This window comes from Cytobacillus pseudoceanisediminis (assembly GCF_023516215.1).
Lineage (GTDB): Bacteria > Bacillota > Bacilli > Bacillales > Cytobacillaceae > Cytobacillus > Cytobacillus pseudoceanisediminis.
The window spans coordinates 2,876,504-2,891,475 of record NZ_CP097349.1; the positions used below are offsets into that span (position 1 = coordinate 2,876,504).

The window sequence follows — 14,972 nt, forward strand, 5'->3', positions numbered from 1 at the left end:
CATAATTAAGACACCGCCTTATTTGGCGGTGTCTTCTTTCATCTCTTCGTTTATTCTCATTAAACTGGGGAATATTACTGTAATAAAAAAACTATCATATTTTGTCGATTTCGTATAAAATAATTACGTTTGATTGAATTTTTCCTAAAATAATTGGGGGTAAAAAAATGGTTTTTAAGAAGAAGGACAAGTTTAACACATTGTTAAGCAATATTTCAGTGAATTTAAAAGATAGTGCAATTTACTTTGCCGACTATAAAATTAACAATGTCAGTGATTTAAAAACCTTTTCAAAAACAATGAAGGATTATGAAACAAAAGGCGATTCCTATGTGCATGAAGTCATTAAGGAATTAAATAACGCTTTTATTACACCGATTGAAAGAGAAGATATCCTCCACCTCGCTATGAGCATGGATGATGTGCTCGATGGTTTTGAAGAATGTGCTGATTTATTTGAAATGTATTCCATGACACAAGCTGATGAGTTTATGCTGAAGTTTGTGGATGCAATTAAGAATTGTGCAATTGAAATTGAAAAATGCGTGGAACTTCTTTCAACTAAGAAATTACTGCAGATCAGGGAGCATGCAATCAAAATTAAAGATTACGAATCCAAATGTGATGGAGTCCGCCGTCAATCAATCAAGCATCTTTTTGCTACTGAAAAAGATCCTATCCGGATTATTCAGTATAAAGAAATTTATGAAACTCTGGAAGATATTGCTGACAGCTGCCAGAATGTCGCCAATACGCTTGAAACCATCATCATGAAAAATGCTTAAGGGGCGATTACAATGGATGCAGTATTTATTATTACAATCTTAATTGTCATTGGAGCTCTGGCATTTGATTTTATCAATGGATTTCATGATACGGCAAACGCAATAGCTACCTCTGTCTCCACTAAGGCTCTTAAACCAAGGCATGCCATCCTATTGGCTGCCGTCATGAACTTTGTTGGTGCCATGACATTTACTGGGGTGGCCAAAACCATAACAAAGGATATAGTGGACCCATTTACTTTGCAGAATGGTTCACTTGTCATTCTGGCCGCTTTAGTTGCTGCGATATTCTGGAACCTGCTGACTTGGTATTATGGCATCCCTAGCAGCTCTTCCCATGCGATCATAGGGTCGATTGCCGGTGCTGCGATTGCGGCAGCTGGATTTTCAGCTTTAAATTATCAGGGATTTTTAAAAATCCTTCAAGCACTTATCTTTTCGCCGTTAATTGCCTTTGCAGTCGGTTTTATCGTTTACAGCATATTCAAGATTGTCTTTAAACACAACAACCTTACAAAAACAAACCGGAACTTCAGGCTGTTTCAAATTTTCACAGCCGCTCTGCAATCATATACACATGGAACAAATGACGCGCAAAAAGCTATGGGTATTATTACAATGGCGCTTATCGCAAACAACTATGTCACTTCAACTGATATTCCATTTTGGGTACAGTTTTCCTGTGCATTAGCTATGGGTCTTGGGACTTCCATCGGAGGCTGGAAAATTATCAAAACGGTCGGTGGAAAAATCATGAAAATCCGGCCGATAAATGGAGTGGCAGCAGATTTAACAGGTGCAATGATCATTTTTGGCGCAACATTTATCCACTTGCCAGTCAGTACTACTCATGTTATCTCCTCTTCCATCCTGGGTGTAGGTTCTGCCCACAGGCTTAAAGGAGTAAAATGGGGAACAGCCCAGAGAATGCTTATTACATGGGTAATCACCTTGCCGATATCGGCAACTTTAGCTGGCCTTGTTTATTTAATTTTGAATGCCATTTTCTAATATAAATAAAAGGAGCTGGCTTAGCCCGCTCCTTTTATTAACTCTCGCCTTGCCCCATTATCAGTTCATCAATAGGTATCTCAGAAAAAGCCTTATACCTCATAACCTTTTCATGGAAGGAAAGAAAGTGCGTAACATCATTTGGAACAGCCGCACAGTGCATTCCTGCCTGAACAGCTGCGATTGATCCATTTACGGAATCTTCAATGGCCAGACTTTCTTCAGGCTCGACGCCCATTTCTTCAAGTGCTTTTATGTAAAGAGCCGGGTCAGGCTTTACTTTTTCAACATCTTCTTTTGTTTTGATAGTTTGAAAATGACCCTCAATTCCAAAATGGTCTAAATAATGCTTAACCCATTCCCTGCCAGAGCTGGATGCGACTCCAAGCTTAAGGCCTTTTTCAATGCACTTTTCTATTAGGTCCTGAATCCCTTCCCTCAGAATTAAAATATCCCTCTGACTCTGGAATGCTTTTTCTGTTTTCTCCTGAACAGATTCACGATTAATTTGAATACCTAATTTACTGTCAATATAATTAAATAGAATATCATCTGTAGTGCCAATCCCCTTCGCAAAATCCTCCAGCCCAAGCTCAAATCCATAATCTTCTGACAGGATTTGTTTAAAAACCTCATACCATAAAGATTCTGTGTCTACAATGGTTCCATCAAAATCAAAAATTACAGCCTTTATCATTCTGCCACCGCCTCCTGAATTCTTTCCCCTTACATTAGACGTTACTGCTATATTAAAGTTACTATTTTTGAAGCAAGCCGGGAACTAGCTTCCCGGCTTTTGAAGTATTCTTCTTGTAACCTTTCGGATAATCTCAGGCAAAACTTCAAAAGTATATGGTTTATAGACCCGTTCAGTCCACTTATGGCCAGCCTTCCCATAAACTCCAAGGTTAATGACAGGAATATTTAAATCCCTCATTGCCTTTAATGGAATTGGAAAAAGGTTTTTTATGGCAGGAAAGTTCTTTTTAAGAGATTGTATATCTTCATCCGAGCCGTCAAAAGACAGGAAGCTTCCATCAGATAAGTAGGGAAAATATTTGCGGACCTTGAATGCCTCACCTGTTTTCTTAGCCTCTTCAGCAAGCACTTCCTCCAGGCAATCTTTCAAAAAGACCCCTCTTTCTGTATTCACATCAACTGTGTTGGCAGGAAGAAAAGGTGTTCCATAAAATAAAACCACTCTAGGTTTCTTTTCAGGGTCTGATTGGTGCAAAGCTTCTACAATATCAAAGGCAATCATTCTGGCATCGGTTTCTTTAAGAGAACTTTGCTTCCTCGCTTCTTCCATAACACTCACTGTATCTATGCCCTTCTGTTCAAGATATACAAGAAAATCATCTAGAGCCGTGACTTCTGTTCCCCAGTCCAGCTGTCTTTCCGGCAGCTTATTTACAGTCTGAAAATCTTTATAGGCACCTTTCAGCCGGTGCTCTACTGCGATGGCTGCATCTTCGGCAATCATCCCAAGTTCTTTCGAAAGCTGCTTCAGCGGTTTTTCATAGAAAAAGTAATTGAAGTAAACTCGGCAGCCGACAGCCGTCTGAACGTCATAGCGTTTTTTATCATCTCTCATATATAAACAGCTTGGAGGAAGCACCAGCTCTCCTTCAAGCTTCTCAGTCAGCTGAAAATTCTGGCTTATACGGGCAGTCAGCTCTGCAGCAATTAATGTTGGATCAATCCCTGCCAGACTTTCGCCTGCATGGGTCTCCCTTCCGAAAATGGAGAAACACGGCAAGATTTTTCCTGCTGTACCGGTGTATATATACTTTGTCGTGTCCCCATCATACAATGGCGAGATAAAATCATTATTAATTGCAGCCAAGTATTCCAGGCCCATTTTTTCTTTCAGCCTTAGCAATTCGGCTAGGGCGGCTCTGCTTCCTTTATGCTCGCCCTCTTCATCAGCATTGAACATGACGAGCAAATTGCCGTTCAATTCGTCGGGATTTTCCGAGAAAAACAGAAGATTGGCCAGATGGACAGCAACTCCGCTCTGCATATCCAATGCCCCTCTGCCAAAAAGCCACTCCTCAGACAGGGCATCTTCCTGCACTTCCGGATCAGAGCCATATTGTACAAAGAACTCCTGGAGCTTATCCGGATCATGGGCCATGCCCTGAATCGGGCCAAAATCCTCCGTGCCGACCGTGTCTAAATGCGCCAGATATAGAATAGTCCTTTTGCCTCCGGAACGCCCCTTGAGGAAAGCAAACACATTCTTGCGGCCCAATTCATCACCAGGTATTTCCTGAGTCCATACTAAATTATCATTATCATTAAAAGATGGATACGAATGTATTATTTCTTTTAGAAAGTCAGCTTTATGCCTTTCTCCATCTGAATGGTTGTAGCTCTTCATCTTCACAAGGGCCTTTGTTAAATATTCGGCCTGCTGACTCAAGTTCATTGATTTAAGATTTGCAAACATAGGCCAACCCCATTTCGTCATCGTTTGACACTAGTGTATAAGCATAATCCATTAATAATCAACCATTTGTATATAATGGCTGTTTCACGGAAAGCAAGTTTCCGTATCGAAGCTTTTTTCTTTATATAAGGATGAAACCGCCAATATATAGAATAATAAAATTAAGGTCTTGAAATCTAAACCAAAAACGAATATTATATTATTTGTGCTTTCTAAACGTTCGTATTTATTGATAACACATACAACCTGAAAGAAGTTTTAGTTTATGGGGGACTTTATATGTTCAAACTGAAAGAAAATCAAACAAACGTAAAGACCGAAATTCTGGCAGGCATCACCACTTTCCTGACTATGGTGTATATTGTGGTCGTTAATCCTGTCATATTATCTGATGCAGGTGTACCTTTTGAGCAAGTCTTTTCTGCAACCATTATCGCAACCGTTGCAGGTACTCTTTGGATGGCACTGTTCGCCAATTATCCGATTGCCATCGCACCTGGAATGGGCCTGAACGCCTATTTTGCCTACTCCGTAGTCGGCACACATGGAAATATTGATTACATGACAGCATTCTCAGCAGTATTTATTGCAGGGATTATTTTCATTATATTGTCGCTTACCCCTTTCCGGGAAAAACTGATCATTGCGATACCAGATAATTTAAAGCACGGAATTACTGCCGGAATCGGCTTATTTATTGCATTTATCGGCTTGCGGCTAACAGGGCTGATTACAAGCCACCCAACAAATCTTGTTGCACTAGGGGATTTGCATTCTCCCCAATCCATTCTTGCTCTGGTCGGCCTTGCTGTGACTTTAATCCTCATGACTCTCGGGATTAATGGGGCTTTATTTTTCGGAATGATTCTCACAGCTCTGATAGCCTTCTTTACCGGCCAGCTCTCTTTTGACCAAGGATTTGTTTCACTGCCTTCGCTTCCGGATGGAATCATCATTTTAAATCCATTCGAAGCAATTGGAGATATTATCCAGCATAGTTTATACGCAGTAGTTTTCTCCTTTCTGCTTGTAACGATTTTTGATACGACTGGAACGATGATCGGCGTTGCCCAGCAGGCGGGATTAATGAAAGGCAAAACGATGCCTAGAGCTCGTGAGGCGCTTTTGTCAGATTCCATTGCTACTTCAATCGGCGCCATGTTTGGTACAAGCCCGACTTCAGCTTATATTGAATCTTCCACAGGTGTGTCAGCCGGCGGAAGAACAGGATTAACAACCTTGACTGTTGCAGGTTTGTTCCTGCTATCAGCTTTCTTCGGACCGCTTGTCAGTGCGGTGTCAGGTCTTGCCGCTATTACTGCACCAGCCCTGATCATCGTTGGAAGCCTGATGATGGGCAGCATTTCACATATTAAGTGGAATGAACTTGATGAAGCATTCCCTGCATTCCTGATTATCTTAAGCATGCCGCTGACATCCAGCATTGCAACAGGAATTGCGCTTGGATTCATCGCTTATCCGCTTATGAAAGTGGTAAAAGGCAAATGGAGAGAAGTTCATCCGCTGGTTTATTTATTTGCAGTGCTATTCTTTTATCAGCTTGCTTTCCTGCCGCACTAAAAAGAAAAGCGGAAGCGCCTTATAAAAAAGCTTGTCCAAATCGGACAAGCTTCAGACTGTCGACAAACTCGATGAAAATCGTGCTTGTCTGCAGTCTTTTTTATTTTAAAATAGAAGTAATACAATGCTTGAGGTGATTTAAATGCTTTCAAAACATAATCCAATTCAACGGGATCAAATTGAAATGGTTGCTTTAGACGAACTTGTACCGGCGGACCATTTGGTCCGCAAAATTGAAGCGGCGATTAATTTCTCATTCATCTATGACTTGGTAAAAGATAAGTATTCAGAAAAAGGCCGCCCAAGTATTGACCCTGTAATATTAATTAAACTCACATTTATTCAATATACCTTCGGTATTCGCTCCATGCGTCAAACAATTGAAGAATTGAAAACGAATATGGCTTATCGATGGTTTTTAGGATATGGCTTTCACGATAAAGTTCCTCACTTCTCAACTTTCGGTAAAAATTATGAGCGCCGATTTAAAGACACCGATCTCTTTGAACAAATATTTTACCGAATCTTAAAAACCGCAGCTGAAAAGAATTTAATTAGTGCTGAACACGTTTTTGTAGATTCTACTCATGTAAAAGCGAGTGCAAATAAACGCAAATTTGAAAAGAAAGTTGTTCGAAAAGAAACCCGTGCTTATCAAGAACGCCTTCAAGAGGAGATTAACCAAGACCGCGAGGATCATGGAAAAAAGCCGTTTCCACCTGATAAGTTTGATAAAGAAGAATACAAAGAAATCAAGGAAAGTACAACAGATCCAGAGAGTGGCTACTATGTAAAAGATGAGCGTACAAAACAGTTCGCTTATTCTTTCCATGCGGCTGCAGACCGCAACGGCTTCGTGTTAGGCGCAATTGTAACCCCTGGTAACACGCATGATAGTCATATTTTAGAGCCATTGGTAGAACAAGTCATTGAGAAAGTTAGTAAACCAAAAGCTGTTGCGGCAGACGCAGCCTATAAAACACCTGCTATCACGAGCTACTTATTGAAAAACGACATCACACCTGCTTTACCTTACACACGACCTCGCACAAAAGAGGGTTTCTTCAGAAAACATGAGTATGTTTATGATGAGCATTTTGACTGTTACATTTGCCCAACTGGTGAGATATTAAAATATACTACAACTACAAAGGAAGGCTATCGTCAATATAAATCAGATCCTCGAATTTGTGCTGGATGCCCTTTCTTGTCTCAATGCACACAGAGTCAAGCACATCAAAAACTGATTCAACGTCATGTGTGGGAGTAACATGTGGAAGAAGCAGATCATCTTCGCCACCATCAAGACGTCAAACCGATCTATGAAAAACGCAAAGAAACAATTGAACGAGTATTCGCAGATGCAAAAGAAAAGCATGGCATGCGTTGGACAACCCTCAGGGGACTTAAAAAATGTCGATGCAGGCGATGCTTACTTTCGCTGCCATGAATTTGAAGAAAATGGCCAACTGGACTTGGCAAGGTCCAGAAATGGCCTAAATGATAACCTCGGAGAGGTCTGCAATTCTCTGTAACTACTTGAAGTCCTACAAAAAATCAAAAAAAGAGTTCGGAATGAGACTATTCCGAACTCTTTTTGTCTACAAACTGAAGCTTGTCCAAATCGGACAAGCTTTTTTGTTTTTTACCGCTTCTATTTAATACCTGACCATTCATATTCTATAAGTATACAATTGGACAAGTTAGGGTGATAGCTTATGTATGAAAAGCTGTTTGCAACTTTAATAGGAAGTTTATTATTAGGCATAGGCATTAACGGCTTCCTTGTCCCCCACCATTTGCTTGATGGGGGCATTATTGGCATAGGGCTGATCCTCCATTATTATTACGAGCTTCCCACTGGATTAAGTATGATTGTCTTAAGCATTCCATTATATGTACTTGCCTGGTTTTATGAGAAGAAATATTTTTTCTATAGTCTGCACGGCCTCCTGATTTCATCCTTCATTATTGATTTGCTTTCTGCTATGCGAGGACATTTTAATCTTTCCATATTGCCCAGCTCGATTTTAGGCGGCTGCCTGGTTGGTTTTGGGATAGGCCTTATGCTCCGCTATGAAACCAGCACAGGGGGGACAGACCTGCTGGCACAGCTGATGACAAAGCTCCTCCCTATTAATATCGGCGCTTTGATATTTGCAATTGATGGATTGGTCATTTTAAGCGGTTTAAAAATTGTCGGTATTGAAAAATTCCTGTACTCGTTTTTAACCATCATATTTGTAGGCACCATGACATCGTTAACAGTTATAAGAAAAGAGCAGAATATCGTTAAATGAAAAAAGCGGCAGGTGCCCGGCACCTGTCGCTTTTCTTATGCTTATGCTTCTGCTTCTATTTTTTCATTCATGTCGCTATAAAGATTTCCATCAATTTCACCGGTGATACGGCTCGTTAAGATGCCGGAGGTCATGGATCCGCTGACGTTAACAGCTGTGCGTCCCATGTCTATCAGCGGTTCAATTGAGATCAGCAAGCCGGCCAGTGCAACTGGCAGGTCAAGGGCAGATAATACCAGGATCGCTGCGAACGTCGCACCGCCGCCGACCCCTGCCACACCAAAGGAGCTGATCGCTACAATGAGAATGACGGTAAAAATAAATCCTGGTGACAGCGGGTTAATGCCCACAGTCGGAGCAATCATTACCGCCAGCATTGCCGGATAGATTCCAGCACATCCATTTTGGCCGATGGAAAGACCAAATGACCCTGCAAAGTTGGCAATTCCTTCAGGAACACCCAGTGACTTTTGTGTTTTAATGTTCAATGGCAATGCACCGGCACTTGTTCTAGATGTAAAGGCAAATGTTAATACAGGAAATGCTTTTTTCATATAGGTAATTGGATTTAAACCGCTCAATGTTAAAAGCAGCAGGTGAATCAGGAACATAATGGCAAGGGCCACATAAGAAGCTATAACAAATTTCCCTAAGTTTAAAATGGAGTCGAAATCACTCATGGCCACTGTTTTCGTCATGATGGCCAACACTCCGTACGGAGTCAAGCGCAGAATTAATGTTACAACACGCATAATAATTGCATAGAACGCATCCACAATTTTTGCGAAAAGCTCAGCCTGCTCGGGTGATTTCCGTCTGACACCCAGGTATGCAATTCCTAAAAAGGCTGCAAATATTACAACTGAAATGGTGGATGTAGGTCTTGCTCCTGTAAAATCAAGAAATGGGTTTGCCGGAAGAAGATCAAGCATCTGCTGTGGGAATGTTCTTCCTTCAATACCCTGATAGGTTTCTTCCAGCTGTTCGCCGCGGGCTGTCTCTGCATCGCCTCCGCTGATTTGGACTGCCTCCAAGTCGAAACCGACAGCTGTTGCAATCCCTATAGCGGCAGCAACTGCAGTTGTACCTACAAGCAGACCAAGGATAAGCACACTGATTTTCCCTATATTATTTGTTAATTTAAGCTTAGTAAAAGCTCCTAAAATGGAAATGAAGACTAATGGCATTACGATCATTTGCAGGAATTTGACATAACCCCCGCCTATTAAATTGAACCAGTCTGCAGATTTGGCAATGATCTCAGCACCCGGTCCGTAAATCAGCTGAAGGGCGAAACCAAACAAAATCCCTAATCCAAGCGCTGTAAACACACGCTTTGAGAATGAAATATGCTTTTTTTGCATAAAGAATAATACGCCTACAAGCAGAAGCATAATGGCAATATTTAAAACTAATAGTCCTGTACTCATCGGACTGAATCCTCCCCAAAAGATGTTCTCATAATGACTTACTATAATACATGTATTCCTATGAGTCAAGTCGGAATTAAAATTTAAATTTTCTTATTATATATTCCATTCTGCCATGAAATGTTCAGTATTTTTCCTTTTGATTTGCGCCTAAATTTCACGAACCATTAGATAACCCGGCAGTTGTATAACTGCCGGGTTTAGGTTAATAAATCTTGTTTAATTGTTTTTCCCTGAAAGAGCCTTTGTTTTTTCAAAACATTGATCCATTGCACTCATTACCGCTGCACGGAACCCTTTTCTCTCCAGCTCGGCAACTGCTTCAATCGTTGCCCCACCTGGAGTACAGACCTCATCCTTTAATTCCGCTGGATGCAGACCTGTTTCCAGCACCATCTTGGCAGCCCCCAAAACAGCCTGTGCTGCGAGCTGATAAGACTGTTCACGGGGCAATCCTGCTTTTACACCGCCATCTGCCAATGCTTCAATGAACATATAGACGTAAGCTGGAGAAGAACCGCTTATAGCAGGAATCGCATCCATCATCTTTTCTTCCATAAAAGCTGCTCTTCCAATGCATGAAAATATTTTTTCCACTTCCTCCATATCATCTGGAGATACTGATTCATTAGCTGAAAGGACGCTCATTCCTTCTCCTACTAATGATGGCGTATTAGGCATGATTCGAATTGCTCTAACTTTCCGGCCAAATGACTGTTCCAGAAAGGTTAGACTAATGCCGGCCGCAATGGTTATAATGATGGCATCGGAACGGACGCTATCTTTAATCTCATCAATAACTTCCCCATGTGCATCAGGCTCAATAGCCAAAAACACTATATCCGCTTCTTCCGCTGCTCCAATATTGGAAAGGCGTGTTTGTATATTCCACCTGCTTTTTACATCGTCAAGCGTCTTCTCCGTTCTTGCTGAAGCAATAATCTGGCTTGGATTTACCAGATTGGATTTGAGTATTCCTCCAATTATGGCCTGAGCCATTTTTCCACATCCGATAAAACCGATATTTTTATTCATCAATGCCCACATCCTGTATAGTATTTCCCTTTGCTATTATACTGCAGGTATGGTTATGAAAAAATAGCAGAGGGTAAAAACATAAGACACGATGCTGCAACACTAATAACATACTGTTTGGAGAGATTGATCTTGAAAGATATAAAACCATATGCCCCACTGCCAGAAGACTTCTTTCAGCAGCCGACACTACTATTGGCGGAAGCACTGCTGGGCTGCTTATTGATCAAAGAAACGGAAGAGGGCATCGCCTCAGGCTATATCGTTGAGACAGAAGCATATATGGGCCCGGAAGACAGGGCAGCTCACAGCTTTGGGAACAGGAGAACAAAGCGGACCGAAATCATGTTCAATGAACCCGGATTTGTCTACACGTATGTGATGCATACCCATTGTTTGGTTAATGTTGTGAGCGGCCCAAAGGAAAAGCCTGAAGCTGTATTGATCAGGGGAATTGAACCTGTAGACGGCCTTGATTTAATGAAGAAAAGACGAAAAATGGATGATCTTAAGAACCTAACTAATGGACCTGGTAAATTAACCAAAGCTCTCAATATTACAATAGATGATTATGGGCGGCGTTTTACAAGCCCTCCTCTTATGATTGCTAAAGGAATTCCTCCCGGGAAAGTCACACGCGGAAAACGAATCGGAATTGATAATTCCGGTGATGCGCGGAATTATCCCTGGAGATTTTGGATTGCTGAAAATCCTTATGTTTCACGGAACAGGAAGTAAGAGGAAGGAAGAAATTAATAAACAGCAAACCGGAAAAACTCTTCAAAAGAAGAGATTTTCCGGAAATTTTTATGCTATTAACCGGAATTCTTCTGCACCCGTGAATGGATCCAGGATGATAACTGAAACAGCAGCATGCCGACCAAAGCTGCAATCAGGATATAAGCCCCTGCAAATACTTTAAGGCCTCCTGTGGCCAATCCGGCAATAATTACAGAGAATTCTCCCCTTGATGATAATGATAATCCCGCCTTTAGAGCTTCCTGTTTCGATAGGCCATACCATTGCCCTCCAAAATATCCTGCAGCAAGCTTGTGAATGATGGACCAGGTAACAATAATAACCAGAAGATCCAGAGAAGGAATTTCTTCATTAAACTCAAGCGAAAGCCCGAAATTCAAGAAGAAAAATGGGAGAAACAGATTCCTGACGGGAAGTACAACTTCCTCTGTTTTTTCTTTCACCTCCGTTCCGGCAAGTATGATGCCGGCAAGAAATGCGCCAATAACCTCTGATAGCCCCAGAAATACTGCAAATCCTCCATAGGTAATCGCAACTCCAAGAACAAGAATCAAAAAGGAATCTTCATGAGCAACTTTCTTCATCCAATGCTGGGCTTTATGAAGAACTATTCTGCTCATCCAAACTGCAGCGCCAGCAAGGAGAGATACCTTCAGAAAAATAAACAGAAAGTCTGCAGCGGAGAAACTATTTCCACCGCTCAGCCCAATCAGAACGGTCACAAGAATCGGGGCAGCGAGGTCTTCAAAAATCAGAAGAGATAGAATATATTCAGAGTCTTTATCTTCAAGGCGATTCTTTGATTCCAGCAGCTTAACAGTAATTGAAGAACTGGTTGCATATACGATTCCGCCTATCAATAAAGAGACAAACATATTTTGACCTGCTGCATAGGCAATTCCCGCAGTCACTCCCACTCCCAAAAAAACATCCAATAGCCCGGATTTCCAGACCTTCCTTCCGTTATTCCTTAATTCTCGCACAGAGAATTTTGTGCCAAGCAGAAAGAATAGCAGAATTAAGCCAATTTCACCTGCAGCTTCAATTACTTTCGCCTCTTTGTAAAATCCAAAAATACCGATGCCAGCTCCTAAAATAATATAAATAACGATATCGGGAATTCTTAAGATTTTAATCCCAATTATTGCAGTTATATAAAGGGCAATAAAAATGAGCCCAATTGCAAGAGGCATATTCATATTCCGTTATTCATCCTTTTCTGAAACCGTATTTTTACGGACTATTAATACCCTCTTTGTCTAAATTTCACTCCTGTCAATTAGATCCAAAATCGGATAGCACAAATTGTGTCATTCCCTCCAAGGATTGTTTTTTCGGCTGTATTTAATTTCGGAAATGAATACTTAATTATTTATATAAAGAAAATTCGACAGGTACCTGGCACCAATAAAATTTGTCGATAAAAAAACGAGCTATATTACTGGACTTTTTTATTAAAGCGTTTATTTTACTATAAAAAGGCAATATTCTATGTATAAGTTCAATAAAACCGAATGGGATGGTGTTACGATGGCAGACAAAAAAAATGTTAAAACTCCCAACAAAGATCTAAATATTGGTGCTAATGTTTCATTAAACGGCCTGGTAACAGCTGTTTTTGATAATATGGTCCATGTCCAGATTGGCGCTAAGATTGTAACGGTCCATGTAAAAGACCTTTATTCTGGATTAAATAATCCTTTGTTAAAAAACCAGCAGGCATAAAGTGAAACTTCAATCAGCGGGGGCTTTATACCCCACTGATTATAAGTTGAGGCCCACAGGACAAGGAAGGCTTCGTCTGCATGAGCATCGTACGAGCAAATGCGACAGCTTTTGGGCGGAAGTATGTTACAAAGACATTGCCATAGGACAAGGAAAGCTACGGCAGCGATACATCGCACGACCGAAAGCGCAGCTTTTGGGAGGACGTGGCGTTTTTAGTCTTTGTTCTGCGGTCGGGCCTTTATGGGCAGTGGACTCCCACTTATCCTCTTTCGATTCCTCTGAGTCTTGAAGAAGGAGGCTTACTGCCCGTTAGACTGCGATAACATCCACCATCTCTAAACATACTTCAGGAGGGGCAGCTCATAAGCTTGCCCCTCCTGTTTTTTCATTATGTTTTCAGGTTATACCGTCTGTACCTGTTTATTTTCCTTTACAGCCGGAGCATAGTCTCCAAGCACCTGATAAGCCTTCAAATCTGATGTATCTAATAATGACACAGCTTCCAATGATGCCTTAAAGATGAAGACATCTTTTGACACTTTACTGATTATTTCACATCCCTCAGGCAATCCTGCATTAGCATCACCCCAAATAATCCAAACTGGCTCGTCAAGAACAGTCCATTCCGACTTGCCTTCCTCAAAGACTGAAGGAATATCTGTTCTGCCTACATGAATCAAATCTTCAATAATTGCGCTGGCTGTCGGAAACATGCCGGCTCCAGGACCCTGCAGGCTGATATTCCCGACTATATCCGCATCAATTGAAACTGCATTTTGCACTCCTTCTACTCTGTACAAGGGATGTGCCTCCGCTGTCAGGACCGGTTTTACAGTACAGCGGATAGCATCTTTTTCCCTCTCAATCGATGCTACATGTTTAAATTTCAGTCCCAGGGAGTCAGCCATACGGATTTGTTCAATTGTAATGTCAGTAATGCCTTCTCTAACAGATGTTTCCTGCGCCGGTGCTTTCCCGAACACCAGCTCACTCAGAACAACCGCTTTGAAAAAAGCGTCATATCCCTCGATATCGTTTTTGGGATCGGCTTCTGCATATCCTTTTTCCTGAGCTATTTTCAGTGCTTCTTCAAATGATAAGTTCTCTTCGCGCATACTTGTCAAAATGAAATTGGACGTGCCATTTAATATACCTTCGATCCGTTCAATCTTGTTCGCATTCAGCAGCTGCTTGATAGTCTGAATTATTGGGATTCCGCCTCCGACTGTTGCTTCAAATCCTAATGATACATTATGTTCTTTTGCGAGCCTCGCAAGCTCACTTCCATGGAATGCAAACATCTCCTTATTTGCAGTAATGACATGGCATCCTCTCAATATTGCCTGGCGCAAATACGTATAGCCTGGCTCCCTGCCAACAATGGCATCAATTACGACATCAAGCTTGGGAAGCTCAATAATTTCTTGAAAATCATCAGTTAAAAGCACGTCATCATCAGGCACAGAATGCTTACTCACATTTTTGACAAGGATGGCGGAGACCTTCACTTCTTTCCCGAATATCGCCTGAAGCCTTCCCTGATGTTTGCTGATCGTTTCATACACTCCTTTTCCAACTGTTCCAAACCCCAATAGCCCGATCGTTAACGCTGACATTTCTCATTCCCCCTGGTTAATATTTAAAGAGCAGATACCTATAAAAACAAAAAACCCCTTCCGTCTATTACAGACAAGAAGGGGTTTGAATTTACATTCCGTTCATTCCGCCTTCTTATCTTCGGAAAATGTATTCCTCTGAATTTGGCACCGTGCATAAATGCTGGTTGCCGAGGCTTCATAGGGTCAGTCCCTCCGCCTCTCTTGATAAGAAGTTTCTAAGTATTCAATTTATATGAATCATAAACATTTATAAGGACTTCGTCAACCTTTTT

Annotated in this window: 12 protein-coding genes, 1 pseudogene and 1 riboswitch; of the genes and pseudogenes, 7 read left to right on the forward strand and 6 right to left on the reverse strand. The window is 41.3% G+C overall.

Annotated features, from left to right (window positions below; translation table 11 throughout):
* Positions 1-167 precede the first annotated feature (167 nt).
* Positions 168-785: a DUF47 domain-containing protein gene (locus tag M5V91_RS15440; protein WP_009331529.1), complete on the forward strand. Its 618-nt coding sequence runs from the start codon at positions 168-170 to the stop codon at positions 783-785.
* Positions 786-797: 12 nt separating this feature from the next.
* Positions 798-1,796, forward strand: coding sequence for an inorganic phosphate transporter (locus tag M5V91_RS15445; RefSeq protein WP_009331531.1), 999 nt, complete (start codon positions 798-800; stop codon positions 1,794-1,796).
* Positions 1,797-1,833: 37 nt separating this feature from the next.
* Here M5V91_RS15445 and M5V91_RS15450 read toward each other — a convergent pair whose 3' ends face one another.
* Together M5V91_RS15450 and M5V91_RS15455 are read right to left on the reverse strand one after the other, a co-directional pair.
* Positions 1,834-2,493: an HAD family hydrolase gene (locus M5V91_RS15450; RefSeq protein WP_009331533.1), complete on the reverse strand. Its 660-nt coding sequence runs from the start codon at positions 2,491-2,493 to the stop codon at positions 1,834-1,836.
* An 84-nt stretch (positions 2,494-2,577) separates the two neighbouring features.
* Positions 2,578-4,248: a M20 family metallopeptidase gene (locus M5V91_RS15455; RefSeq protein ID WP_251174452.1), complete on the reverse strand. Its 1,671-nt coding sequence runs from the start codon at positions 4,246-4,248 to the stop codon at positions 2,578-2,580.
* Positions 4,249-4,527: 279 nt separating this feature from the next.
* Here M5V91_RS15455 and M5V91_RS15460 point away from each other — a divergent pair, with 279 nt between their 5' ends.
* The 3 genes and pseudogenes from M5V91_RS15460 to M5V91_RS15470 all read left to right on the forward strand — a co-directional run bounded on the left by M5V91_RS15460 (position 4,528) and on the right by M5V91_RS15470 (position 8,129).
* The gene (locus M5V91_RS15460; RefSeq protein ID WP_009331536.1) at positions 4,528-5,829 is read left to right on the forward strand and encodes an NCS2 family permease; all 1,302 of its coding nucleotides are present in this window, start codon (positions 4,528-4,530) and stop codon (positions 5,827-5,829) included.
* A gap of 142 nt (positions 5,830-5,971) precedes the next feature.
* A pseudogene (locus M5V91_RS15465) lies at positions 5,972-7,329 on the forward strand (IS1182 family transposase).
* A gap of 218 nt (positions 7,330-7,547) precedes the next feature.
* The gene (locus M5V91_RS15470) at positions 7,548-8,129 is read left to right on the forward strand and encodes a YitT family protein (RefSeq protein ID WP_251175758.1); all 582 of its coding nucleotides are present in this window, start codon (positions 7,548-7,550) and stop codon (positions 8,127-8,129) included.
* Positions 8,130-8,170: 41 nt separating this feature from the next.
* Here the strand turns inward: M5V91_RS15470 and M5V91_RS15475 are convergent, their stop codons facing one another.
* Together M5V91_RS15475 and proC are read right to left on the reverse strand one after the other, a co-directional pair.
* Entirely contained in the window at positions 8,171-9,559 is a 1,389-nt protein-coding gene (locus tag M5V91_RS15475; RefSeq protein ID WP_009331540.1) for an L-cystine transporter, read from the reverse strand.
* 219 nt (positions 9,560-9,778) lie between these two features.
* Positions 9,779-10,594, reverse strand: coding sequence for a pyrroline-5-carboxylate reductase (gene proC, locus M5V91_RS15480; protein ID WP_009331542.1), 816 nt, complete (start codon positions 10,592-10,594; stop codon positions 9,779-9,781).
* Between the two features lie 132 nt (positions 10,595-10,726).
* Between proC and M5V91_RS15485 the strand changes: the two genes are divergently transcribed.
* Positions 10,727-11,332, forward strand: coding sequence for a DNA-3-methyladenine glycosylase (locus M5V91_RS15485; protein WP_009331544.1), 606 nt, complete (start codon positions 10,727-10,729; stop codon positions 11,330-11,332).
* 77 nt (positions 11,333-11,409) lie between these two features.
* Here M5V91_RS15485 and M5V91_RS15490 read toward each other — a convergent pair whose 3' ends face one another.
* Positions 11,410-12,552 (reverse strand): cation:proton antiporter, encoded by a 1,143-nt coding sequence (locus tag M5V91_RS15490; protein ID WP_009331546.1) that lies wholly within the window; start codon positions 12,550-12,552, stop codon positions 11,410-11,412.
* A 331-nt stretch (positions 12,553-12,883) separates the two neighbouring features.
* Here M5V91_RS15490 and M5V91_RS15495 point away from each other — a divergent pair, with 331 nt between their 5' ends.
* Positions 12,884-13,078, forward strand: a complete 195-nt coding sequence (locus M5V91_RS15495; RefSeq protein WP_009331548.1) for a hypothetical protein — start codon at positions 12,884-12,886, stop codon at positions 13,076-13,078.
* Between the two features lie 404 nt (positions 13,079-13,482).
* Here the strand turns inward: M5V91_RS15495 and M5V91_RS15500 are convergent, their stop codons facing one another.
* Positions 13,483-14,697 (reverse strand): homoserine dehydrogenase, encoded by a 1,215-nt coding sequence (locus M5V91_RS15500; RefSeq protein WP_009331550.1) that lies wholly within the window; start codon positions 14,695-14,697, stop codon positions 13,483-13,485.
* Positions 14,698-14,809: 112 nt separating this feature from the next.
* Positions 14,810-14,911: riboswitch (SAM riboswitch) on the reverse strand.
* Positions 14,912-14,972: the final 61 nt, after the last annotated feature.

Bases quoted from the DNA above. Each gene is read 5' to 3' on its own strand.
- proC (WP_009331542.1), bottom strand. From the start codon at position 10,594: ATGAATAAAAATATCGGTTTTATCGGATGTGGAAAAATGGCTCAGGCC.
- M5V91_RS15460 (WP_009331536.1), top strand. From the start codon at position 4,528: ATGTTCAAACTGAAAGAAAATCAAACAAACGTAAAGACCGAAATTCTG.
- M5V91_RS15470 (WP_251175758.1), top strand. From the start codon at position 7,548: ATGTATGAAAAGCTGTTTGCAACTTTAATAGGAAGTTTATTATTAGGC.
- M5V91_RS15440 (WP_009331529.1), top strand. From the start codon at position 168: ATGGTTTTTAAGAAGAAGGACAAGTTTAACACATTGTTAAGCAATATT.
- M5V91_RS15455 (WP_251174452.1), bottom strand. From the start codon at position 4,248: ATGTTTGCAAATCTTAAATCAATGAACTTGAGTCAGCAGGCCGAATAT.
- M5V91_RS15450 (WP_009331533.1), bottom strand. From the start codon at position 2,493: ATGATAAAGGCTGTAATTTTTGATTTTGATGGAACCATTGTAGACACA.
- M5V91_RS15445 (WP_009331531.1), top strand. From the start codon at position 798: ATGGATGCAGTATTTATTATTACAATCTTAATTGTCATTGGAGCTCTG.
- M5V91_RS15475 (WP_009331540.1), bottom strand. From the start codon at position 9,559: ATGAGTACAGGACTATTAGTTTTAAATATTGCCATTATGCTTCTGCTT.
- M5V91_RS15500 (WP_009331550.1), bottom strand. From the start codon at position 14,697: ATGTCAGCGTTAACGATCGGGCTATTGGGGTTTGGAACAGTTGGAAAA.
- M5V91_RS15490 (WP_009331546.1), bottom strand. From the start codon at position 12,552: ATGAATATGCCTCTTGCAATTGGGCTCATTTTTATTGCCCTTTATATA.
- M5V91_RS15495 (WP_009331548.1), top strand. From the start codon at position 12,884: ATGGCAGACAAAAAAAATGTTAAAACTCCCAACAAAGATCTAAATATT.